We start from the raw sequence: 22,421 nt of genomic DNA, 5'->3' as shown, positions 1-22,421 counted from the left end.
CCCCAATGCCCAATGCCCAATTCCTTGACAACTTAATACTAGAAAGTGCCATCTCGCTTTTATTGCTGCTTATCCAAGTACCAGCAACGGGGATTCTACTTTCGCGTTTGGTGAAGGGGCCCAGACGCCATCCACCAATAAAACCGCAACAGCCGACGCCGGAAATGTTGGGTAAAGTGAGTGTTGTTGTTCCTACACTGAATGAAGCGCTTCGTATTAGCCCTCTTTTGGCTGGTTTGAGTCGCCAAAGCTATGAAGTTCGGGAAGTTGTTGTTGTAGATAGCAATTCCAGTGATGGAACTCCGGATTTGGTCAAGGCAATACAGCAAACAGATCCGCGCTTTCGCTTGATGACAGATGACCCTTTACCCTCTGGTTGGGTGGGTCGTCCTTGGGCGTTGCATAATGGTTTTTTATATAGTTCTGAAGGTAGTGAATGGTTTCTGGGGCTGGACGCTGATATTCAACCGCATCCGGGGTTGGTGGCTGGGTTAATAAAGACGGCACAAGCACAAGGTTATGACTTAGTTTCCCTTTCGCCCCAGTTTATTCTCAAATATCCAGGGGAATGCTGGCTACAACCGGCTTTGTTGATGACTTTGCTTTACCGATTTGACCCAGCCGGCATTAATACACAACAGCCAGAACGGGTAATGGCAAATGGCCAGTGTTTTTTGTGTCGTCGTTCAGTTTTAGCAGCTGTGGGTGGTTACAGCAGCGCCAGTAGTTCTTTTTGTGATGATGTCACCTTGGCACGGAATATTGCTATCCAAGGTTATAAAGTAGGCTTTTTAGATGGCGCAAAAGTACTAAAAGTACGGATGTATGAAGGGGCGATGGAAACGTGGAAGGAATGGGGACGCAGTCTAGACCTCAAAGATGCAACTTCTCCTTCTCAGCTGTGGGCAGATTTATGGCTACTTTTTGCAGTCCAAGGTTTACCACTTTTAATAATTTTGACTTTCTTGTTAATTTCTCTTTCCCACTCACTAGAACCATCATTAATTGCGTCTCTACCCACCCCCTCAATTCTCCTAGTGGGTCTGAATTTATTCCTACTGACGATTCGCTTTGGTATGCTATTGGCGATCGCACCTTCCTACGATCGCCATAGTGCCAAAGCAAGCTGGTTATTCTGGCTTTCCCCTTTCGCCGATCCCCTAGCAGTGCTACGAATCTTCTTATCTGCATTCCGCACCCCACGTCAATGGCGGGGAAGAGTATATGGTGGGTAGGGCATGGGGCATGGGGCATTGGATATGGTGAAAGGGAAAGGGGTAAGGGGGAAAGGTTAAATTTATCCCTTTCCCCTTTTCCCTTTAACCTTTCCCCCATCTCCCCATCTCCCCATCCCCCCATCCCCCTCACTCCTCTTCCGTCCCTACTCGATCTCCCCGTTCTAGTTCCCAAAGAATTTGATTTCCTTCACGGCGGACTCGTGACACTATCCAATTTCGCCAACGCCATTGATCTCCCCTACTGGTAACAGCGCTGGCGTGGACATCCATTAAATCTGCTAATTCGGAACTGGTGATTAAGTAACCTTTTTCTGATATTTCGTCAGCTATGCGTAGAGTTTCGACCAAGTTGCGGAGTTGCAAGACTCTAATTTCTGAGGATTTTTCGTCGGTTGCGGCCGCAGCTGGCCCGGTTGATGGTTCCATAATGGTTCTTTCTGGTGCAGAAGTAGTGACTTGTTGTGTATTTTGGTTAATTATTCTATAACTTTTGTCATAATCAGCTACTTTTGCTACATTTATTTCATTTGTATTAGGTAAATTTTTGTAAACATTTGTGGAAGACAATTGCTGTAAGGAAGGGATTTTACCACTGGCATAGCTGCGAGCGATCGCATCACAACGTTCGTTACCGATGTTACCAGAATGCCCCTTGACATATTGCCATTTTACTTGTTCGCTATTTAGTTCATCTAAAATTTCCAAAAGGTCTTGGTTTTGGACGGGGTTACCGTCTGATTTTTTCCAGCCTTTCTTTTTCCAGCCTTTCACCCACTTGGTAACGCAGTTAATTAGATATTCGCTGTCAGTGTAAAGGGTGATGGGTTTGGCTTGTTGAGATGTTTGCAAAAATTGGAGAGCAGCGATCGCCGCTTGCATTTCCATTTTATTATTGGTGGTGTGGGGGGATGCATCGCCCATTTCGTGAATTGAGCCATCACTGAAGTAGACAACAACACCCCAGCCACCAGGGCCGGGGTTACCGGTGCAAGCACCGTCTGTGTATATGCTTTCGATTGTTAGTTGGGTGGACGTAGTTAACATATTCAATAAGCACAGAACGCTAAACAAAGAATTGTGAACGGCGAAAGCGGAAGCTAATAAAGATTAGCACAGCAAACAAGATACCGATGCCTACACTGAAAAGGATTCTGTATGATATCAAAATCCTTGTAGAGACGTTGCAATGCAACGTCTCTACATCTGAATTTTGTTATCAATTGTCCATTGCCATTTTTGCTGTTGTGCATTCCATTTTACTGCTACTATTTCTGTTGGGGGATTGAAGCGATCGCCATTTTCTCTAAATTCAATATTTCCTGTAACTCCCTTCACCGATTTTTTCTGTTCTTTAAAATGTTTATTCATATTTATCAATAAAGATTGGCTATCTTTAATTTGATATAATTCCACAATTCTGAAAATTATTAACACCGAATCAAAGGCTGTTGCACTGCGCCACGATAAATTTTCTGTTCCCCATAATTGAGTTCCTATTTGACAAAAACACTGCCCTATTTGATTTTTACTATTACAGCCATTTTTTTCACTGTGCCAATGCCAAGGAACACAAGCTATAATTTGACACTCGTTGGTAGCTGCTGTATTATATTGGCTTTGCTCGTGAATCCAATGTAAAACATTTTCGTGGTAGAAAGTTGCTGAACCAGCTATCATACATTTATTCAATTTTAATCTACTAATCAAACCAGCATTATCTAGAGAGTTCGGTTCAATTCCCCCATCAGGAATTATAATAATAACCTCGACACCATCTTGTTTAATTTCTTCAATATAAGCTTGGATATGGTAGTATTTATCGCTAATATAGCTACATTCTTTAAGTAAAATAAAAGTTTCCTGATAATTTTCTAAAATATTTTTAATGCTATTTCTATATGAAGTGCTATAGCTACTATTTTTGTTATAAAAAATAGCTACTTTGATTCCACTTTTACCTGTAAATTTTTCAATCAAACAATGACCTAATTGTGTTGCATTGATGTTATCTTGAGTAGTCAGTCTAAAAAATGATAAGCTTTCACCACTAGATAAATGAGAAAGTTCATTAGAAGTACTACTAGGGTTGATTAAAACTAATCCATTTTGAGAATAAAACTGTAGTGCTTTTTTAGTCATTTCGCTTGAATAATGACCGATAATGGCAATCAAGTTTAATTGTGGTGCTAAAGAAGCTAGATTTTCTGCTGTTTGGCTATATGAAGCATATAAATTGTTAGGGTCATTGACGATTAAAATCCTCAAGGCTATTTGATTATCTGTATGATTTAAACTGAAAAATCCTTCAGGTATAATATCAGCTAAATTTATTTCTTTTTCTAAAGCAATTTTTTGAAAAGATTGAATATTAATTTGTAGTTGAATTTGAGCGACTCCTCTTAAAATTTCCGCAGCCACCTGTCCTTGGTTATGATAAAATGGAACAACCACAGCTACAGTATAAATTTGGATTTTTTTATCTTTTAAAAAAGATTGTTTATATTCAATTAAACAATTATTAATGTAAATTAAAACTTCAGGATTACCTGTATGATAAATTTCTTTTTCTTTTTTCCAAGCCCAGATAAAACATTTTAAGGCTTGGTAATAAAGTCCTTGCTGATAAAATTTTGTTGCTTGGAGTTGTAATTCCACAACATCTTGATTTTGGGGATAAAGAAAAATTTGCCTGCCAAAACTTCCTTGAAAGTTATCATTATTTAGTTGAAGAGGAGCATTCAATTTATATCCGCGATCGCCATCTAGTAAAAAATTCAAAAGCTTGACCCAGTTACCAGCTATTTGTTCTTGGTCAATTTGCATTAATTCTGCTATTCTAGGATAAATATTATTACTTAATCTATCCCGAATTCTTTGTTCTGGTAAATGTAAAAATTTAGCTATTTGTTGTCGAGAAGTTCCCAATAATGATTGACAAATAATTTCTTTATCGAGTTCAATTAATTGCTTTTTATTTGAACCTTTTTCTAAATTTTCAAAAAACAGTTCAATATTAATATTTAATTTTTCTATAACCTGCTGGCAACTTGTCAACATAGAATAGTTCGTCTATTTTTGAAGATGATAATCTAATTTTCAGGTCTGGTAATACTACGAGTGTAGAGAGAATTTCTACATGTGTTGATAATTAACTCAGCACTTACGCAAAAATAACGTAATTCCGTCATTACGAGGGATAGGGAAGTAATCCTCACTGACGCTGGGATTGCTTCCCTACACTCCGTTTCGGTGGCAATGACAATATCGGCATTGCGTAAGTCCTATAACTAAGTGATGCAAAAAAATAAACTATAGGACTCATATTTCATTCGGACGAACGCACCCTTAACAGTCAACCGTCAACCCCACCAATCGAATATTTTTTTACTTGCAACTTCCAAATAGTAAGATTTTACAGTGGGCGCTATTGTTGCAGCAAAAAGCATGGGTGGAAAACTAATTGTATTTGAAGGTGTGGAAGGCTGCGGTAAAACCAGCCAAATACAGCTTTGTTGTCAGTGGTTGGAAAGTCTAGGAATTTCTGTGGTAGTAACTCGCGAACCAGGGGGAACGGAATTAGGTTTGGATCTTCGGCGGTTGTTATTAGAAAAGTCAGAAGATAAGCCAGTTGGGGAAGTGACAGAATTGTTGTTGTATGCTGCTGATAGATCCCAACACGTTGAACAAGAACTGAAGCCTAATCTTGCAGTAGGGAAATATGTTTTATGCGATCGCTACACTGACTCTACCATTGCTTACCAAGGATATGGTCGGGGTCTGAACATGGACTTAATCAATCAACTCAACTATATAGCCACTGGTGGCTTGGAAAGTGACCTAACCATCTGGCTGGATGTGGATGTCGAGGTGGGACTGTCCCGCAAAAGTAAAGACGTTACACTGCAATCTTTAGACCGCATTGAACAAGAGACAATTGCTTTTCATCGCCGCGTTCAGCAAGGATACGCTTCCTTAGCTGCATCCCATCCCTCACGAATTGTGCGGGTAGATGGTAGCTTGAGTAAACAAGCTGTACAACAAGTAATTCAAGAAATTTTGCGTTCACATCTTCTAGTGTGATGTCAAAATTTGAATTGATGTTACCTATACTTCCCCCAATTTATTTATATTTTGTTTCTAAATTCCTCTTCTTTATGATTCAAATACATCTGTCCTCAGTAGGGTAAAACTCCAGATCTAGATTTGATAAGGTTGCAAATAACACTAAATTAAAACTTACGCATGAGAAACAAAAAATTAAGGATTTGGGCTGCACATGAAGCATAGGACAGAAAAAATGCCCCATGCCCCATGCCTCATACCTAATTCCCCACCTCAATAAATAATCTCGCTACGTAAGTTTTGTAAGTGTTAGTTAATTGCAATTGGAGTTAAAAATGACATACACACAAACTGGCGACCCAACTATTCGTCAACATGTAGAAGCTTGGCAAAAATTAGATGTAGATGAACAGCTAGGTTTGTTTTGGTTTATCTATAAAGAAATCGGTAAATCAATTACTCCAGCTGCCCCTGGTGCTAGTACAGCTTCTTCAGACATTGCTGAAGGTTTATTTAATCAAGTTAAAGAATTATCCCAAGAACAACAATTACAAATTCAGCGTGATTTGATTAACAAAGTTGATAGTCAAATTTCTCGCCAATATGGGTCTTTAGGCGATACTACAAAGGTACTGTTTTGGTATCTATTAGCTCAAGGTATGAACAATGGTAGTATTATTTCTGTACCTGGAGATTATCAACTTAGCTCAGGATCTCAAGCGCTGTTTAGCAGAATTCAAGCATTACCTTTTGAACAACAAATTACTCTTTTCCGCGATTATGCTGCCCCAATGGGTACAGAACCGAAAGCAGGCGCAGAAATTTAGGGATTTACATATAGGAATCCGGTTTGATATCTGAAATTATTTGTGTAGTCAGGCAAAAGCCAACGTAGATGTCAATAAATGTAGTGGACTGACACAGCTAAAATAGTGCATTAGGAAACTCTTGTGGGGTGGGCATACTGCTTGCCCGGACGGGTGAGGACACCCATCCCACAATAAAATCTATTGCAACATTTAAAACTTGTCACGCCACTACCATTGTTTTATGTTTAATTAAGTTGACCTACTTACCAATTCAATTAATGATTACAACATATCCTTGGATTAAGACGCGATGAATCCCGTCTCTAGAAATGGTGTATTTGTAGCATTCTTTTTTCCAATTGGGATAACCTACTTGAAGCTGCTATAATCCACATTTCGATTTGTTTACACCTTGGTATAAACAAATAAACACAGAGTAAAAACTAAAACTTTTACCCTGTGATTATCTATGTCCTTGTGTTAGTTGCACCCTAAAGTCGTAACGCCCTTTGTTTTGTATTCAATATGCTAAAGGCAATTATAGCTAATTTAATCTGCCTTTTGGTTGGTTTAAATATGTTGATTTTAGATTAATCTTCTGCTTTTTTATAGTTTTTTATTCACCACTAAAATATCGGAATATTAATTAAGACATGAATAAGATAGTCAAACTTTTAACATTGATTATTCCACCATTTTTTTACACAAAATACTACATTACATTCCCATCAAGCTCCAAATGTAAATAATTTACTAGAGTTGAGCATACTTCTTAAAAGTATTACAGCTAGAAATCAATGTAGGTCAGCTTTTAAGGAATTTAATATCAGCGATCGCCATAAACTCTGAGGTTCATTTTCTACTTCTAATTTGATACAATAATGTATATTTGAATCAATACATTACTCACAGAATTTACCGCAAATTAAGTTGAAGTGTTATCGTCAAGCCGAATTGATTAAGCATCAACTGTGACCAAAGAAAGGCAGAAGGTCAAAAATGCAATTTTTGTCCTCTGCCAAAATGGTCACAAGCCCCTAAATTCATTTATGAACAAAAGTCGAAAATGTATTTCGAGACGCGCAGCGCAAAAAATACGATGTCCTTGTTAAATCCCCTAAATTTATTTATGGGAATTTCATAAAAGCCCTCTGCCCTCTTAATGTCAACTATCAACCGTCAACAGTCATCAATCAACACTCATCAATAGACGACTTGCAAAAGTGCTTTTTGCACTCTTGTGGGAAAAGGGAAGCATCTTTATTGGGGAAAGGGAAAATACCAAACCTTTCCCCTTTTCCCTTTCCCCTTTTCCCGACTTATAAGAGAAGTCTAATCATCTATCATCCTTCGATAGCGTCCTAGCGCAATTAAAGGAAAGTATTGTTGATACATGTGATATTTGAGATAAAAATGGCAAGGAAAGCCTGTACCAGTGAAGTCTGCCTCAAACCAAGTACCATCCGGTTGCTGAGTTGTCACCAAATAGTTAATTCCCCGTTCTATGGCTTCAAGGGCTAATTTACCAGTTGCTTCACCTGCTGCTAATAAGCCAATTAAAGCCCAAGCCGTTTGAGATGCAGTACTGCGTCCTTGTCCTTTGAGACTGGGATCGTTGTAAGTGCGACAAGTTTCGCCCCAACCACCATCTGCATTTTGACATCCCAATAACCAAGCAGCCCCGCGTTCTATATTGAGTTTATATTTTTCAGGGCCAATCAACGCTAGAGCTGATAAAACTCCACTAGTGCCATAGATGTAATTGACACCCCAACGACCAAACCAACAACCTTCTGTTTCTTGTTCGTTCAAAAGATAAGTCAGTGCCCGTTGTAGGTTATGCGGTTCAATTGACAAATTACAAGCACCAAGCATTTCTACTACCCTAGCGGTGACATCTGCGGTGTTTGGGTCAATCATCGCTTTCAAGTCTCCATAGGGAATGGAGTTCAGCCAATCTTGGTCGTTGTCTAAATCAAAAGCAGCCCAACCACCTGGTTTACACTGCATAGTTGCAATCCATTTTAAGGCACGGGCGATGGCAGCTTGCTTGATTTTTTCATTGGGCAGTTTTGCTTGATGCAGCGCCATCACCACCACAGCCGAGTCATCGACATCGGGATAAAAGCGATTGTCAAACTCAAAGGCCCAAGCCCCTGGTTTTCCCTGGCGATTTTTGACAACCCAATCTCCATAATCCAAAATTTGCTTTTGCAATAACCATTCCCCAGCCCTAACCACAGCCGGATGATCTGCTGTCAAACCAGAATCTACCAAAGCACGTATCGCCCAAGCCGTGTCCCAAATAGGTGAAATACAAGGCTGTACCCGGTAGTAGTCCTTTGTTTCAATGGCAAAGTTGTCAATTGCTTGCAGCCCTCGTTCCACAATGGGGTCGTTTTGGTCATAATCCAAACACCGCAAAGCCAACATAGAATTCAGCATCGCCGGAATAATGCCGCCCCAGTCCCCTGTAACTTCTTGCCGTTCCAAAACCCACTTTTCGGCGGCTTTGATGCCTTCTTCCCGAAAGGGGACTAAATTGAGACGTTCTGCCAACTTGAAGCCATCATCCAAGGCGAGGAATAAATCTGTCCAATCGTTATTTTTGGGTAATCCCCACTGGACTCGCTCCACACCTTCAACGTATAGTTCATCTAGGTTGATACCTTGGTCAGCGAGAAAAATCGGTTTGCGATCGCACACAATCAACAACGGTACAGTGCTAGAACGCGCCCAACTAGACATCTCGTAAATATTCACTGGGAAAGCTTCAGGTAACAGCATTATCCAAGGTGGTAACGAGGGAATACCGCGCCAGTTGTAGCAGCCAATTAAAGCTAGGTGCAACTTGGTAAAAATCCGAGTTTTGCTAATACCACCCCGTTCGAGAATAAACTGGCGCGCCCGCACCAGGGCCGGATCGCTTACTGGCACACCCAATAATCTCAGCGCCATGTAAGCTTCAACTGAGGTGCTAAGTTCTCCGCCATCACCATAGAAAAGTTCCCAGCCGCCATGTTCGCGTTGTTCTTGACGCAGGTAGGCTGCAACTTTGTGCAAAGGTCTTGCTTTGTCTGTTCCCCAAATCTTATGCAAAAGCACCACTTCGGCGGTGATGGTGACATTAGATTCCAACTCTGCCCACCAATAACCCGCCGGATTTTGTATTGAAAGCAGATATTCTTGGCTAGCTGCGATCGCTTGGGCTACTTCCTTGACTTTTACCCTGTCTTGTGTTTGCATCAAAAACCGTTCAACCTCAACACTCAACACTAGTTAACAACACGGCAATGCAGGTGAAAAAATTATTATCCTCTATCAGTAGACATAGTATTCTGTCTTGAGTCACTGAGAATTTGCAATAGGTTATGGGTGTAATTTTATTAGCATTGGTGGTTTTATCCATAATAATTTGGTTAGGATTACTGTGTTTTCGGGGGCAGTTTTGGCTCTTAGACCAACAACTAGAAGTAGAGAAGTTACATACAACGTCTTTACCTAGAGTTTGTGCTGTGATTCCTGCGCGTAACGAAGCTGAATTACTACCAATTAGCTTGCGATCGCTCTTACTCCAAGATTATCCTGGTTCTTTAGAAGTGTTTTTAGTAGACGATCGCAGCACAGACGGTACAGCAAATTTCGCCGAAGGAGTCGCCTACGCCCTAGATAAATCACAGCAATTACATATCATTTCTGGAGAACCGCTACCTCCTGGTTGGTCGGGGAAACTTTGGGCAGTTGAGCAAGGTATCAAGAATGCTACTAAATTGACACCAGACTATTATTTCCTTACCGATGCAGATATCGAACATGACGTGAATAGTCTTTGCCGACTCGTTGCTAAAGCTGAGCAGGAAAATTTAGATTTAGTTTCAGTAATGGTGCGACTCCGGTGTCAAAGTTATTGGGAAAAACTATTGATTCCCGCTTTCGTTTTTTTCTTCCAAAAACTCTATCCCTTCCGCTGGGTGAATAATCCTAAAAATCCCACAGCCGCAGCTGCTGGTGGTTCTATCCTAATACGCCGAGAAGCTTTAGAGCGAATCGGCGGTATTCAAGCGATTCGCCAAGCTTTAATAGATGATTGCGCCTTGGCTGCGGCGGTGAAGAAGAGTGGTGTAGAAGAGGACGCAAGGATATGGGGACGCTCTGACGCAAAGATATTTTCATTCCCCGCATCCCCCCGTCTCCCCATCTCCGTGTCTTCCCCAAGAGGACGTATCTGGCTAGGATTGAGTACTTTAACTCACAGTTTGCGTCCTTATAATTCCCTGGCGACGATTTGGGATATGGTTGCTCGTACTGCCTATACCCAATTGAATTATTCTCCGTTATTGTTATTGGGAACTTTGGTAGGAATGACCTTAATTTATTTAGTTCCACCTATAGGTGTGATGTTGGGTGTAGTTTGGCGTAATTGGGGAATCTTATTTACAGGTTTATTCGCTTGGTTATTAATGACCTTAGCTTACTATCCGACAATTCGCTTTTATAAATGTTCTTTTTGGTTCGCCTTTAGTTTACCAGCGATCGCTTTTCTCTATACCTTGATGACTTTAGATTCTGCACTCCGTCACTGGCAAGGACGCGGTGGTAGTTGGAAAGGAAGAGTATATCCCAACACAAATAATTTATAGTTGGAATAAAATTTAATTTCAAAATTGGTAATGCTAATCTAGAATTAGAGTCAGAGGAAAGTGGTTGATTAAAAGAGTTATGACAACCGCAACACCAAAAAATAATACTATTTTTGTCCCCAAAAAGCTGCCTTTTTTGGAGTCAATTTGTTGGCAAACTGCTGATGTATATCGGTTTACTCCAGAAGAAATGTTGAGCCGCTACGAGCGTGGCTGGCAATATCACAATCTATTTAATAATCTTGAGGGTGAAGAACTGAATTTTCTTAAGGAACTCGCCAGACAGTATAAATCCTGGTTGCAAGTTTGTTTATGACGTTCAAGTTAGAACACCATAACAAAATTCTTACACTTCTTAAATGCTTGGATTCTGACATATTTATGAAGGGTTCTGCCTACTTTTGTGGCGGAACCCTTCTTGCATTTGAGTTTGAAGAATATCGCCGGAGTAAGGATGATAGAAAAACGAGAAGATTCTTAAATAGATAACAATTGACTCTCGCATCTTGAGTATCACCAGCCCAGCCTCCTACTTGTACTGGAGGCTGTTTGTTTGCTACTGCTGGAGTCAACGGACAATGGTTGAGCGGCTTTCAACACCGCATCGAGCAAACCTGGAAACAACATCTCTAAATCTTCACGCCGCAGCATATTAATGTGCTGTGTCCCTTCTTTACGCGTAAATACTACCCCTGATTCGCGTAAAATTTTAAAGTGATTGGACATGGTAGACTTGGCGATCGCAAAATCAAACCTGGCACAGCATTGTTCGCCCTCACTCGCCAACAGCCGCACAATCTCTAACCGCACCGGGTCGCCCAATGCATACAATACGCCCGGCAACGAAATATTTTTTCTATCTGGATGATAAAGGAATCTCATACTTGCATTATCTCATAAAGTAGCATATATTTTCATTATTCGATATTATCGAATTATAGAATTAATCAGGAAGGCAATTTATGTCATCCATTACAAATGTCACAGAAGCCACATTCAAGCAAGAAGTTTTGGAAAGTGCAGTTCCAGTATTAGTGGACTTTTGGGCACCGTGGTGCGGCCCTTGTCGGATGCTGGCTCCGGTTGTAGACGAAGTTGCAGCTGAATATGAAGGACAGGTGAAAGTAGTGAAACTGAACACAGATCAAAACCCTACTGTCGCCAGCCATTATGGGATTCGGAGCATTCCGACACTGATGGTTTTCAAAGAGGGTCGGCAAGTCGATACTGTCGTGGGGGCAGTTCCGAAAACCACATTAAATAAGACCTTAGCACAGCATTTGGAATCTAGGTAAAGGGGATGGGGCATGGGGCAAAAGGCAAGGGGCAAAGGGCAAAGGGCAAGGGGCAAAGGTAATAAACCTTACCTTTTCCCTTTTCCCTTTCACCTTTTCCCCTGCTCTGTGCGCCATCTCCCGCCCTGCGGGTTCGCGCTAGCGTCTCTAAAAGAGAAGCTAAAGCTACATCTCCATTCCCAGAGCAAATAAGTAGAGAAAGAGGCAAATGGACTTAAAATTGTATGGTAAATCCGCACTGGTAACTGCCTCAACTGCGGGCATTGGCTTTGCCATAGCCCAAGGTTTAGCTCAAGAGGGTGCATCAGTGATTGTCAACGGTCGGTCTGAGGAAAGGGTAGCACAGGCGATCGCTAAAATTCAGCAAAGTATTCCAAAAGCAAAAGTTTCTGGCGTCGTTGCTGATGCAGGTACAAAAGCAGGAGTAGAAAAACTTTTTCAAGAAGTTCCCCAAGTTGATATCTTAATTAACAATCTGGGTATTTACGAACCAAAGACCTTCTTTAACATCAGTGATGAAGACTGGTTAAAAGTATTTGAAGTCAATGTACTCAGTGGAATTCGTTTGAGTCGGCAATATCTCCAAAAGCAGTTAGACCAAAACTGGGGGAGGATAATTTTTATCTCTAGTGAATCTGCCATTCAAATTCCTGTGGAAATGATTCACTATGGCACAACTAAAACAGCCCAGCTTGCCATTGCACGGGGTTTAGCAGAAATGACCGTTGGGACTGGAGTCACAGTGAATTCAGTCTTACCAGGGCCGACTCGTTCAGAAGGCGTTGAAGACTTTATTTCCAACCTAGCGCAAGAACGTCGTACTACTCCAGCCGAAGTTGAGGCGGAATTTTTCCAAAATGTGCGTCCAAGTTCGCTAATTAAACGCTTTGAAACAAATGAAGAAGTAGCAGCGATGGTAGTTTACCTATCGAGTCCCCTAGCTTCAGCAACCAATGGTGCAGCTTTGCGGGTAGACGGTGGTGTGATTCGGTCGATTGTTTAGTGTGGGGCATGGGGCAGGGGGCAGAGGGGCAGAGGGGCAGGGGAGAGGGGGTAGACAAGGAGAGCCCAATGCCCAATGCCCAATGCCCAATGCCCGATGCCCGATGCCCAATGCCCAATGCCCAATGCCCAATAACTAATAACAATTCGGAGCTATAACCAATGAGTGCTGATATTAATTTATTTTCTCCTTATCAATTAGGGAATCTGGAATTACCGAATCGGATAGTGATGGCACCGTTAACCCGAAATCGGGCGGGTGAGGGAAATGTGCCACACCAACTGAATGCTACGTATTACACTCAACGTGCTTCGGCGGGATTGATTATTTCTGAAGCAACACAGGTAAGCCCACAAGGACAAGGCTATCCGCTTACACCAGGAATTCATTCCCCAGAACAGGTGGAGGGCTGGAAGTTAGTAACTGATGCTGTGCATCAGCAACAAGGAAGAATTTTTCTGCAACTATGGCATGTAGGCAGGATTTCCCACCCAGACTTGCAACCGGATGGAGCTTTACCTCTAGCGCCTTCTGCCATTGCTGCTAAAGGTGAGGCTTCAACTTTTGAGGGGCCGAAGCCGTTTGTGACTCCGCGTGCTTTAGAAACTTCAGAAATACCGCAGATAGTAGAAAAATATCGTCAAGCAGCTGCAAATGCCTTGGCGGCTGGGTTTGATGGGGTGGAAATTCATGCAGCTAACGGTTATTTAATCGATCAATTTCTCCGGGATAGCACCAATCAGCGTACAGATAAATATGGAGGTTCCATTGAAAATCGGACTCGATTTTTGTTGGAGGTGACAGAGGCCGTAACTAGTGTGTGGGATTCTCAGCGAGTGGGAGTACGTTTTTCGCCTAGTGGGACGTTTAACGATATACGCGACTCCAATCCCCTAGAGACATTTGGCTATGCGGCTCAAGCACTGAATCAGTTTAATTTGGCATATCTGCATATTTTTGAAGCAATAGACGCAGATATCAGACATGGTGCGGTTGTTGTGCCTACTAGTCACATACGCGATCGCTTTACAAATACACTGATTGTCAATGGCGGTTATACTCGTGAAAAAGGCAATGCTGTAATTGCCAATAAAGCAGCCGATTTAGTTGCCTTTGGTACATTATTCATCTCAAATCCAGATTTACCTCGACGTTTGGCTTTGAATGCACCATTAAATGAACCCAATCAAGCCACATTTTATGGTGGTGATGAAAAGGGATATACAGATTATCCATTTTGGTCAGCTGCTAACGAAGCAGTAGCAAACTAAGAATTTTAGATTTTAGATTTTGGATTTAAATTTCTTGCATCCAAACTTGAAAAACATCGCAGACTCAGGATATTTATATTTTGTCTGCTTTGGGCAAGGCGTGTGGAAAGAATTTAAAATCAAAAATCGAAAATCCCAAATTGTTGTACTTAACTATCAGGAGAATCTCATGAGTCCAGTCACCCAAATCCAGCCTTTGGATGTACCAACAGCCATCGCTCAACGTCGTTCAATCAAAACTTTTAAATCAGACCCCATTACTCCAGAATTGCTCAAACAATTGGTAGAGTTAACTGTGGCAGCACCGAGCAGTTTTAATATCCAGGACTGGCAAATTATTCTTGTGCAAGATGAGGCACAAAAAGCGGCGCTAGCAGCAGCATCTTGGAATCAACAGCAAATTGTTCAAGCACCTGTAACATTTATTTTTGCTGCCAATCCCAACGCCGGGGAACAAGACTTGACCCCAATTCTTAACCAGGGACTCCAGACTGGAGCATGGAATGACAAGACCGTAGAATACTTTAAAAATGCCATTCCCCAATTCCAAGCTGGGTTAGGCGACAAACGACGGGAATATGCCATCAAAGATGCGATTATTGCCGCTACCCATTTGGTGTTAGCAGCAGAAAGCCTGGGATTATCAACTTGCTTTATGAACGGTTGGATAGAAGAGAAAGTCAAAGAAGTGATTGGTGCTGCGGATAATCAAGATTTAGCGATCGCCGTTTTAGTTCCCGTAGGCTATGCCGCAGAACCACGCTTAAATCCCGGCCGTTTACCATTTTCCTACAACGTCTCTGTAGACAGAATCGGTAACCCATATCACGGTTAATCTTGGGCATAGGGCATAGGGCATGGGGGACAAGGTAGCAATCTTTCTCTCCCCCTTGTCTACCCCTGCTCCCCCGCCCCTCTGCCCCTCTGCCCCCCATGCCCCCTGCCCCATGCCCATACCCTCCTTCCTCGCACGTCGTTCATTCCACTATGGCTTTTTCGTCGCTGGTTTAACATTCCTTGCTTTGTTGGTGGGAGCTGCAATTCGGTCTGCTCCTGGAGTTTTTATAGTCCCTTTTGAACAGGAGTTCGGCTGGAGTAGAGCTACTATATCTTTGGCAATCTCGCTGAACTTGGTACTTTACGGACTAATCGGCCCCTTTGCTGCCACTGTTATGGAACAGATCGGCATTCGTTGGATGATGGTGTTTTCCCTGGCTGCCATCGCAATCGGTGTTGGTTTAACTACTTTGATGTCAGCGCCTTGGCAGTTAATTTTGCTCTGGGGCATAGTTGTCGGTTGTGGTAGCGGAGTTATCGCTTTAGTTCTGGGTGCAATTGTTGTCAATCGCTGGTTCCTTGAAAGACGGGGTTTAATTCTTGGTATCCTGACTGCGAGTACAGCTACCGGACAACTAGTGTTTTTACCGATACTATCTGCCATTACCCATCGCTTTGGCTGGCGGGCTGGGGCTTTAGTTCTTACTAGTGCAGCACTTTTAATTATTCCAGCGATCGCTATTTTTATGCGCGATCGACCGGCGGAAGTCGGTTTGCGTCCCTTTGGCGACAAGAGCGAAACTGGAGAACTGCCACAGCCTAAAGCCAATTCCATCGCCTCTACTTTTAACGCCCTTTGGCTGGGAATGGGTAACCGCGACTTTTGGCTGTTATTTGGTAGCTTTTTTATCTGCGGTGCAAGTACAAATGGATTAATTGGTACTCATCTGATTCCTGCTTGTATCGATCGTGGTATTCCAGAAGTCAAGGCCGCTGGTCTTTTGGCAATCATGGGTCTATTTGATTTTCTAGGAACAACTATTTCTGGCTGGCTATCTGACCGCTGGAATAATCGCTACTTATTGTGTTGGTACTACGGACTACGGGGTTTGTCTTTGATTTTCTTGCCCTTTAGTTTCAATTTTTCCTTCTATGGGCTTTCTGTGTTCGCCGTCTTCTATGGACTTGATTGGATTGCCACCGTACCGCCAACGGTGCGTCTTGTTGCTAATGCCTTCGGTAAAGAAAACGTCGGCGTGATGTTTGGTTGGATTGTCGCAGGACATCAAATTGGTGCAGCCACAGCAGCATTCGGCGCTGGGGTGTTAAGAACTTGGATGGGCAGTTATTTCCAGGCGTTTATTTTATCGGGTGTTTTATGCTTGATTGCCGCAGTTTGCGTACTGCGGATTGGTCAAACTCCCAGTAAAGGAAACTCACAGCTATTAAAACAGGAAACTTGAAATCATGGCAACAACAGCATTGATAGTGGGAGCGGGTAGCGGACTAAGTGCTTCTTTAGCTCGTTTATTTGCCCAAGAAGGAATAAGCGTGGCTTTAGCTGCTCGCCAAATAGAAAAACTTACTCAGCTAACTCATGAAATTGGGGCGCTGAGTTTTGCCGCAGATGCCTCAAAACCAAATGAAGTGGAAAAATTATTTATTGATGTTGAAAATCAGTTAGGTTCCCCAAATATTGTGGTTTATAACCCTAGTTTCCGGGTGCGGGGGCCTTTGGTTGAGCTAGATCCTGATGGGGTGGCAAAAACTCTAGAAGTGACTGCCTACGGTGGCTTTTTGGTTGCCCAAGCTGCTGCTAAACGGATGTTACAGCAGGGGGGTGGTGCGATCTTCTTTACTGGAGCCACAGCAAGTGTTAAGGCTTTTCCTCAGGCTGCTCCCTTTGCAATGGGCAAGTTTGCACTGCGGGGTTTAGCCCAAAGCATTGCCAAGGAACTAGCACCAAAGAATATCCATGTGGCACATTTCATCATTGATGGGGGAATTCGCTCGGCAGTCCGGCCAGATCCAGTAGATAATACTGATAGCACTCTCGATCCGGATGCGATCGCCCAAACTTACCTTAATATCCTCCGCCAACCTCGGAGTGCTTGGACATGGGAAGTGGAACTACGTCCGTGGGTAGAGAACTTCTAGCCAAGGCAATTGTTACAAAAATAGTTTTGAACGTATGAAAATTGATTTTGGTGCAACTGCTGTTGATTACGCAAAACACCGTGCTGGTTTCCCCAGTTCATTATTTAACAAACTGTCTGAATATGGCATAGGTTTGCCAGGACAGAACATCGTTGACTTGGGCACAGGAACAGGAACACTAGCACGGGGTTTTGCTAAGAGAGGTGCTTATGCGATCGGCATTGACCCATCAGTTTCACTTCTAGAACAAGCCAAACAGCTAAGTGATTCTGCCCAAATCAAAGTAGATTATCGAGTTGCTAGTGCTGAAAATACTGAATTACCAGATGCCAGTGCTGATGTGGTCACTGCGGGACAATGTTGGCATTGGTTTGACCGTCCGCGGGCTGTTAAGGAAATTACCAGGATATTAAGGGCGAATGGTTTAATTGCCATCGCTCATTTTGATTGGATACCTTTAAAAGGTAATGTCGTTGAAGCAACAGAACAACTGATTCAAGCTCATAATCCGGCGTGGAATCTCGCCGGTGGTAATGGATTGTATCCCCAGTGGTTACAAGACATTGGAGAAGGCGGATTTCGAGATATCCGCACATTTTCCTATGACGTGTTTGTATCTTATACACATGAAGATTGGCGGGGGCGAATTCGTGCTAGTGCTGGTGTGGGAGCAAGTTTGACACCAGAAAAGGTAGAAAAATTTGACCAAGAATTGGCACAATTACTAGAAACAAAATATCCCACACCTATTTTGCAAGTCCATCATCGGGTGTGGGCGGCGATCGCTAAATCACCACAACCGTAGTTATAATTACAACTGGTATAGACATTTGCTTGTTAAGTTTAAGCATCTTCTTGTTACTAATTTTTTGGCATAACAAATACTCAAAAACCAAAACACCAAAAATGATAACTAATCATCACCTTCCATGTTCGCTGGTGGATGCAGATTTGCGCCAAACAACAAACGACGTAAGTTGACAACACCAGAGCGATTTAAACGCAGGGCTTCAACCGTTGCTCGACCACAAGGTGTTTTACCGATTACCTGTGTAAAATCATCACTCCAGTTAAAATGCTCGCTCCAAACTTGCAGCCGAGGATTATACAGTTCTATTTTTTCTAGCGTTTCTGGATCGATTGCCTGTGTTTTAGCATGTTTATAACCATTACAGCCAAAGCAACTCCAGGCAAGGTTTTCTAAAATCGTTTCACCACCTGCTTGCCGAGGTTTTATATGTTCAATTGTAAAGCTCTGTGTAGCAAATTGCTCCGAACAATAACAATACTCGCAGTAACCACGGGCACGAGCAGCAACAACACGCCTAATTGATTCTGGGACTCGCTCCGACATCAGGTTACATAAATGTGTGTAGGTAAAAACTCATTAATCAGCACTTTCAAATCAACATTGCGAAGTTGAGCCAGTTGAATCAATGCTTCTGCGCGTTTGGCATCTTGTTGTTCGACGCGTTCAATGTACATCAGTAGTTCCTGATGCTCTGTTTGTGTAATTTCTCCAGTCTCGTTTTGCTGACGCAAATAAGTTAATTTGTCTTGTTCTTGGGGTGGTAAACAGCGTTGAATAATTTCAATCAAAGCTGCTTCACTTGCTTGAGGTTTTGGCGTTTCTGATACCTGTGAAGCCTCGTGAGAAAGGTACTCTAAAAATTCAACTGCTTTTACTAAAGATTCTCTCGGTAATTGTTCTAGCAGAGCGATCGCTTTTTTGCGAATTTCTATAGGTGCAGTCATAGAAAACCTGACCTCATTTGCACATAGCTTAAATTATAACTAGCCTTGTCACAGAGATATCACAGTTTTAGTATCATAATGAAGCCGCTCCTTGAGGACGGTGTTTTCAACTCCAGTTTTCGATAATAAAAAGCGGGAGCTAAATAGCTCGACCAACTTCTGTAGCTTGGGGAATTTCTATTAATTCGCCAGTTTTGACATCGTAAAGGTAGCCGTAAATCGGAATTTCTGGCGGTACTAATGGGTGAAAACGAATCCGCTTCACGTCTGCATACACACTTTGTGCTTGTTCGCCAATGGTCAACCAATCAATAAATTCGGCTTCGGTGGAACCGCCTCCAGAACCAACATCATACCAACCGGTGTCGTCTATCTTTGCAGTTTTCAGACTATTAGCCAGTAAACTCCGAATAACTTGGTCTGTGAAGGTTTCCATACCACAATTTGTATGATGAATCACGAACCACTCACGAGTCCCAAGTAATTTGTAGGAAATTACCAAAGAGCGAATTGCATCATCACTGGCCCGTCCCCCTGCATTGCGAATTATATGGGCGTCTCCCTCCACCAACCCAGCAAATTTAGCTGGGTCAAGTCGAGCATCCATACAAGTGAGAATTGCAAATCGACGAGCAGGGGGTATGGTAAGGTCGCCTCTATCGCCAAAATTTTCAACGTAGGTGCGGTTCGCTGATAGAACTTCTTCTACAATTTGACTCATAATTTTTATTTGATGTCTCTATTTAGGATGGTTGAAAACTTTATCTAGGTAGGAACTTTTAATTTTCTTGTTGACTGTTGATGGTTCACAGTCAACAGTTAACAGTCAACCACTTTTGTCCAAATCAGAAAATGAGAGAAAAAGTCCTTAACCGTTGGAGAATAAAACAGGAGAATCGATAATTTTCAACTGTATCAATACCAAAATTAACAAGGTATAAACTGTTGAAGAAATTAAACCAGTAAATAACTCTTTTTTGAGGTTACGCTCTTTGGGTTCTTTTTGAAACATGTCCTGAGAACCAAATTGCATCAACAGAATTCCCACAATATTGGAGAGCCAATACCCTATAATGGAGCAGGGTAAAAGTAATTTCGGGGAAAGTAAACTGCATCCATAGCCAAAAGCATAAGCTATTGGCAGATTAAAAAGTAAGTCATTCCACCAGCATAGTGGTGACAATAAATATCCCAGTACTAGAAAAAATCCGCCTCTGAGCTTTTTGAAGATATCTTTTTTGAAGTCCTTTGAAATAGTTGGCTCTAACTGCTCAGTCATTGTCTGGTTTTCGAGGCTCAACTCTTGACTCACTTTTGGGAAGCTTTGCATAAAAACCCACTATTCCTACCTATTTAGTGTAGTTTAAACTAAAAAGTAGACTTTAGTCTAGTACACAAGTAATACCATTTTGGGTTGTTGGCGCTCAAAACTCACGAATAGTCATGCAGTCCTTTGCTATGGCAATCCTATTTGAGTTGTGAACAATATCGGTGTTGACTGTTGACTGTTGACTGTTGACGGTTAACAGTCAACAACCCTAACACGTAATATAGGAATGCTATTTGATTTTTGAACAAAATTTCGTACACTTTACTCTTTTATAACCCTATTGCCTCTTGCCTGCCGCCTATACAGTTCAGTTCATTAATCAAATCTGACTACTATATAGAACCCATTTGACATCTAAGAAGAGACCGCAAGCCTTTTAAGCATCAGCCGAATAATACATTCGCTTGAGTACAGTGAGTAAAAAAGGGAAACTCCAGGGTATCAACCGCTAGATGTCTTTTAATGCCATTTGTTGATTTGTAGAAACGTAAGGGTTCGAGGATTATCCACTCTTCGTATGTCAGGCTGCTAGAGTATGGCATAACTGCTGGATGCGACTTTTGCGGTCACTTTACTTCAATACAGTAAAAGATGTCAAATGGGTTCTATAGAACTCTTATTTTATTTTTGAAAATAACCCCGTACACCTATATTCTCTGAAACACTTTTACCTATTGTCTATTACCTGATACCAATTCTGTATGAAGATGCGCCAAACTATATGAGGAACAAACCGCAAAGGGCGCATTCGCGCAGCGTTTCGTCAGAGAAGGACACAAAAAAAGAAAGAAAGAAAGAAAGAAAGAAAGAAAGAAAGAAAGAAAATTTGGCGCAGCCTCACAAAGAAATGGTATGACTACGCAAATCATTTCAGAGATCTAACCAGATTCCTATAGATTTTGGTTGACTATGAAAGAAAATCAAATAACGTCTTGATTGCAAGGGCAATTACAGTAGTGAGAAATATACGCCGTAACCAAATATTATTAAGTTTAAGGGCAACTTTTGAGCCGACAATGCCGCCAATAAACATAGTAATACTGAGAATAATACCAAGCTTATAATCTACTATTCCTTGTATTAGGAAAATAATTGTAGCAATTAGCGAAGAAAAAATATTAATCAACTTTGTATTTGCTACCGCTTGTACAAATGTCATCTGGAATAAGCTGACATAAGCTGCTGTCAACATTGTGACATAACCACCACTAAAGAAACCGCCATAGACACCAAGGAAAAAAGTTGCTACATATCCACCAATTTCCTTGATTTTTGATAGATGCTTTTTTGGTGCAATGATTCCAGTATGACGATTTGTGATAGAAAATATACTAACTATAATCATCAAAATAGAGATAATTGCAGGCATCGTTGTTGCAGGTATCACTAAAACAAGTAATGCACCTATAATGGAACCTAAAATTGTTAATAAAATGATTTTTGGCAAGCGATTGTAGTCATTTAATTTTTTACCAATAAAAGGCAACGTACCCCCAACACTCATAAAAGTTAATGCCAGCATATTAGTGGCAACAGCAGTACGGGGTTCAATACTAAATTGCAACATTACAGGAACGGTAATTAAAGAAGTGCTTCCTGTAATGACGCTGATAATACTTGTGACAAAGAAAATTGCTATGAGCAATATTAATTGATTCTCATGCATAAAAACTATTTTTTGTTGTTGCCAATACATTTTTTGTAAGTGCTGAAAATAGCCAATACATTTTTTTGGCTATGAAAATGACAGCCTTGATTTTCACTATATTAATACAGTAAAAAAATCCTGTAAATGTATTTTTTATACCAATTTAATCGGTATTATTTCTGAAATAAATTGGTAACAACAAAGTTGGGTATATCCTAAAAAATTGGTAAAAATTAGCGGTTTTTTAATAAATTTTTTAAAAAAATACGAGAATTTCTAAATTATTTTTATTAAATAGTTGAGCCAAATTAGATTAATGGAGAGAGGTAATACCAATTTGGGATTTTAGATATTTCGACAGACTCAGTACAAGTTTGAGATTTTGGATTAAAAACCTTGGCTAAAAACCTTTTAAAAAATTTAAAATAATACTTTT

Annotated in this window: 21 protein-coding genes; 12 read left to right on the top strand and 9 right to left on the bottom strand. The window is 41.3% G+C overall.

Annotation, left to right across the window (positions count from 1 at the left end; genetic code table 11):
* Positions 1–5 precede the first annotated feature (5 nt).
* Positions 6–1,235 carry a 2'-O-glycosyltransferase CruG gene (gene cruG / locus VF06_RS00810; protein WP_099072302.1) on the top strand — a complete coding sequence of 410 codons (1,230 nt, stop codon included), beginning with the start codon at positions 6–8 and terminating at the stop codon, positions 1,233–1,235.
* Between the two features lie 129 nt (positions 1,236–1,364).
* Here the strand turns inward: cruG and rnhA are convergent, their stop codons facing one another.
* Both rnhA and VF06_RS00800 read right to left on the bottom strand, forming a co-directional pair.
* On the bottom strand, positions 1,365–2,282 hold the full coding sequence (gene rnhA / locus VF06_RS00805) for a ribonuclease HI (protein ID WP_099072303.1): 918 nt from the start codon (positions 2,280–2,282) through the stop codon (positions 1,365–1,367).
* A gap of 153 nt (positions 2,283–2,435) precedes the next feature.
* Positions 2,436–4,295, bottom strand: a complete 1,860-nt coding sequence (locus VF06_RS00800; protein WP_099073149.1) for an ABC transporter substrate-binding protein — start codon at positions 4,293–4,295, stop codon at positions 2,436–2,438.
* 387 nt (positions 4,296–4,682) lie between these two features.
* On the opposite strand from VF06_RS00800, the gene tmk reads away from it, so the two are divergent.
* Positions 4,683–5,318 (top strand): dTMP kinase, encoded by a 636-nt coding sequence (tmk, locus tag VF06_RS00795; protein ID WP_099072631.1) that lies wholly within the window; start codon positions 4,683–4,685, stop codon positions 5,316–5,318.
* A gap of 317 nt (positions 5,319–5,635) precedes the next feature.
* Positions 5,636–6,127 carry an orange carotenoid protein N-terminal domain-containing protein gene (locus VF06_RS00790; protein ID WP_099072632.1) on the top strand — a complete coding sequence of 164 codons (492 nt, stop codon included), beginning with the start codon at positions 5,636–5,638 and terminating at the stop codon, positions 6,125–6,127.
* Positions 6,128–7,441: 1,314 nt separating this feature from the next.
* Here the strand turns inward: VF06_RS00790 and shc are convergent.
* Positions 7,442–9,355 carry a squalene--hopene cyclase gene (shc, locus tag VF06_RS00785; RefSeq protein WP_099072633.1) on the bottom strand — a complete coding sequence of 638 codons (1,914 nt, stop codon included), beginning with the start codon at positions 9,353–9,355 and terminating at the stop codon, positions 7,442–7,444.
* Positions 9,356–9,480: 125 nt separating this feature from the next.
* Here shc and VF06_RS00780 point away from each other — a divergent pair, with 125 nt between their 5' ends.
* Together VF06_RS00780 and VF06_RS00775 are read left to right on the top strand one after the other, a co-directional pair.
* Positions 9,481–10,749: a glycosyltransferase gene (locus VF06_RS00780; protein ID WP_099072634.1), complete on the top strand. Its 1,269-nt coding sequence runs from the start codon at positions 9,481–9,483 to the stop codon at positions 10,747–10,749.
* Positions 10,750–10,828: 79 nt separating this feature from the next.
* Entirely contained in the window at positions 10,829–11,065 is a 237-nt protein-coding gene (locus tag VF06_RS00775) for a hypothetical protein (RefSeq protein ID WP_099072635.1), read from the top strand.
* A gap of 197 nt (positions 11,066–11,262) precedes the next feature.
* Here VF06_RS00775 and VF06_RS00770 read toward each other — a convergent pair whose 3' ends face one another.
* The gene (locus VF06_RS00770; protein WP_099072636.1) at positions 11,263–11,631 is read right to left on the bottom strand and encodes an ArsR/SmtB family transcription factor; all 369 of its coding nucleotides are present in this window, start codon (positions 11,629–11,631) and stop codon (positions 11,263–11,265) included.
* A gap of 80 nt (positions 11,632–11,711) precedes the next feature.
* Between VF06_RS00770 and trxA the strand changes: the two genes are divergently transcribed.
* From trxA to VF06_RS00735, 7 genes are all read left to right on the top strand, one after another.
* Complete coding sequence (gene trxA, locus VF06_RS00765) at positions 11,712–12,044, top strand: thioredoxin (RefSeq protein ID WP_099072637.1); 333 nt, start codon at positions 11,712–11,714, stop codon at positions 12,042–12,044.
* A gap of 208 nt (positions 12,045–12,252) precedes the next feature.
* Complete coding sequence (locus VF06_RS00760) at positions 12,253–13,047, top strand: SDR family NAD(P)-dependent oxidoreductase (protein ID WP_099073148.1); 795 nt, start codon at positions 12,253–12,255, stop codon at positions 13,045–13,047.
* A gap of 161 nt (positions 13,048–13,208) precedes the next feature.
* Positions 13,209–14,318 (top strand): alkene reductase, encoded by a 1,110-nt coding sequence (locus VF06_RS00755; RefSeq protein ID WP_099072996.1) that lies wholly within the window; start codon positions 13,209–13,211, stop codon positions 14,316–14,318.
* Between the two features lie 169 nt (positions 14,319–14,487).
* On the top strand, positions 14,488–15,153 hold the full coding sequence (locus VF06_RS00750) for a nitroreductase family protein (RefSeq protein ID WP_099073335.1): 666 nt from the start codon (positions 14,488–14,490) through the stop codon (positions 15,151–15,153).
* Positions 15,154–15,175: 22 nt separating this feature from the next.
* Positions 15,176–16,558 carry an MFS transporter gene (locus VF06_RS00745; protein ID WP_257208106.1) on the top strand — a complete coding sequence of 461 codons (1,383 nt, stop codon included), beginning with the start codon at positions 15,176–15,178 and terminating at the stop codon, positions 16,556–16,558.
* A 4-nt stretch (positions 16,559–16,562) separates the two neighbouring features.
* The gene (locus VF06_RS00740; protein WP_099072761.1) at positions 16,563–17,252 is read left to right on the top strand and encodes an SDR family NAD(P)-dependent oxidoreductase; all 690 of its coding nucleotides are present in this window, start codon (positions 16,563–16,565) and stop codon (positions 17,250–17,252) included.
* Positions 17,253–17,286: 34 nt separating this feature from the next.
* Entirely contained in the window at positions 17,287–18,057 is a 771-nt protein-coding gene (locus tag VF06_RS00735; protein ID WP_099072760.1) for a class I SAM-dependent methyltransferase, read from the top strand.
* 108 nt (positions 18,058–18,165) lie between these two features.
* Here VF06_RS00735 and VF06_RS00730 read toward each other — a convergent pair whose 3' ends face one another.
* The 5 genes from VF06_RS00730 to VF06_RS00710 all read right to left on the bottom strand — a co-directional run bounded on the left by VF06_RS00730 (position 18,166) and on the right by VF06_RS00710 (position 22,033).
* On the bottom strand, positions 18,166–18,606 hold the full coding sequence (locus tag VF06_RS00730) for an HNH endonuclease (protein WP_099072759.1): 441 nt from the start codon (positions 18,604–18,606) through the stop codon (positions 18,166–18,168).
* A complete protein-coding gene (locus tag VF06_RS00725) occupies positions 18,606–19,007 on the bottom strand; it encodes a hypothetical protein (protein ID WP_099072758.1) in 402 nt (133 codons plus the stop codon). Before VF06_RS00725 ends, VF06_RS00730 begins: the two co-directional genes overlap by 1 nt.
* Before the next feature lie 139 nt (positions 19,008–19,146).
* Positions 19,147–19,728, bottom strand: a complete 582-nt coding sequence (locus VF06_RS00720) for a beta-class carbonic anhydrase (RefSeq protein ID WP_099072757.1) — start codon at positions 19,726–19,728, stop codon at positions 19,147–19,149.
* Positions 19,729–19,875: 147 nt separating this feature from the next.
* Positions 19,876–20,337: a DUF7980 family protein gene (locus VF06_RS00715; RefSeq protein WP_099072756.1), complete on the bottom strand. Its 462-nt coding sequence runs from the start codon at positions 20,335–20,337 to the stop codon at positions 19,876–19,878.
* Positions 20,338–21,244: 907 nt separating this feature from the next.
* Positions 21,245–22,033: a sulfite exporter TauE/SafE family protein gene (locus tag VF06_RS00710; protein WP_244917989.1), complete on the bottom strand. Its 789-nt coding sequence runs from the start codon at positions 22,031–22,033 to the stop codon at positions 21,245–21,247.
* Between the last annotated feature and the right edge of the window lie 388 nt (positions 22,034–22,421).

It is taken from the genome of Nostoc linckia z4 (assembly GCF_002608075.1).
In the GTDB taxonomy this organism is placed as follows: Bacteria; Cyanobacteriota; Cyanobacteriia; order Cyanobacteriales; family Nostocaceae; genus Nostoc; species Nostoc linckia.
Note: the sequence above shows the minus strand (reverse complement) of the source record. Positions and strands in the feature narration are given on the sequence as shown.

Coding starts and splice junctions, on each gene's coding strand:
- cruG (WP_099072302.1), top strand. CDS start 6: ATGCCCAATGCCCAATTCCTTGACAACTTAATACTAGAAAGTGCCATC.
- rnhA (WP_099072303.1), bottom strand. CDS start 2,282: ATGTTAACTACGTCCACCCAACTAACAATCGAAAGCATATACACAGAC.
- VF06_RS00800 (WP_099073149.1), bottom strand. CDS start 4,295: ATGTTGACAAGTTGCCAGCAGGTTATAGAAAAATTAAATATTAATATT.
- tmk (WP_099072631.1), top strand. CDS start 4,683: ATGGGTGGAAAACTAATTGTATTTGAAGGTGTGGAAGGCTGCGGTAAA.
- VF06_RS00790 (WP_099072632.1), top strand. CDS start 5,636: ATGACATACACACAAACTGGCGACCCAACTATTCGTCAACATGTAGAA.
- shc (WP_099072633.1), bottom strand. CDS start 9,355: ATGCAAACACAAGACAGGGTAAAAGTCAAGGAAGTAGCCCAAGCGATC.
- VF06_RS00780 (WP_099072634.1), top strand. CDS start 9,481: ATGGGTGTAATTTTATTAGCATTGGTGGTTTTATCCATAATAATTTGG.
- VF06_RS00775 (WP_099072635.1), top strand. CDS start 10,829: ATGACAACCGCAACACCAAAAAATAATACTATTTTTGTCCCCAAAAAG.
- VF06_RS00770 (WP_099072636.1), bottom strand. CDS start 11,631: ATGAGATTCCTTTATCATCCAGATAGAAAAAATATTTCGTTGCCGGGC.
- trxA (WP_099072637.1), top strand. CDS start 11,712: ATGTCATCCATTACAAATGTCACAGAAGCCACATTCAAGCAAGAAGTT.
- VF06_RS00760 (WP_099073148.1), top strand. CDS start 12,253: ATGGACTTAAAATTGTATGGTAAATCCGCACTGGTAACTGCCTCAACT.
- VF06_RS00755 (WP_099072996.1), top strand. CDS start 13,209: ATGAGTGCTGATATTAATTTATTTTCTCCTTATCAATTAGGGAATCTG.
- VF06_RS00750 (WP_099073335.1), top strand. CDS start 14,488: ATGAGTCCAGTCACCCAAATCCAGCCTTTGGATGTACCAACAGCCATC.
- VF06_RS00745 (WP_257208106.1), top strand. CDS start 15,176: ATGGGGGACAAGGTAGCAATCTTTCTCTCCCCCTTGTCTACCCCTGCT.
- VF06_RS00740 (WP_099072761.1), top strand. CDS start 16,563: ATGGCAACAACAGCATTGATAGTGGGAGCGGGTAGCGGACTAAGTGCT.
- VF06_RS00735 (WP_099072760.1), top strand. CDS start 17,287: ATGAAAATTGATTTTGGTGCAACTGCTGTTGATTACGCAAAACACCGT.
- VF06_RS00730 (WP_099072759.1), bottom strand. CDS start 18,606: ATGTCGGAGCGAGTCCCAGAATCAATTAGGCGTGTTGTTGCTGCTCGT.
- VF06_RS00725 (WP_099072758.1), bottom strand. CDS start 19,007: ATGACTGCACCTATAGAAATTCGCAAAAAAGCGATCGCTCTGCTAGAA.
- VF06_RS00720 (WP_099072757.1), bottom strand. CDS start 19,728: ATGAGTCAAATTGTAGAAGAAGTTCTATCAGCGAACCGCACCTACGTT.
- VF06_RS00715 (WP_099072756.1), bottom strand. CDS start 20,337: ATGCAAAGCTTCCCAAAAGTGAGTCAAGAGTTGAGCCTCGAAAACCAG.
- VF06_RS00710 (WP_244917989.1), bottom strand. CDS start 22,033: ATGTATTGGCAACAACAAAAAATAGTTTTTATGCATGAGAATCAATTA.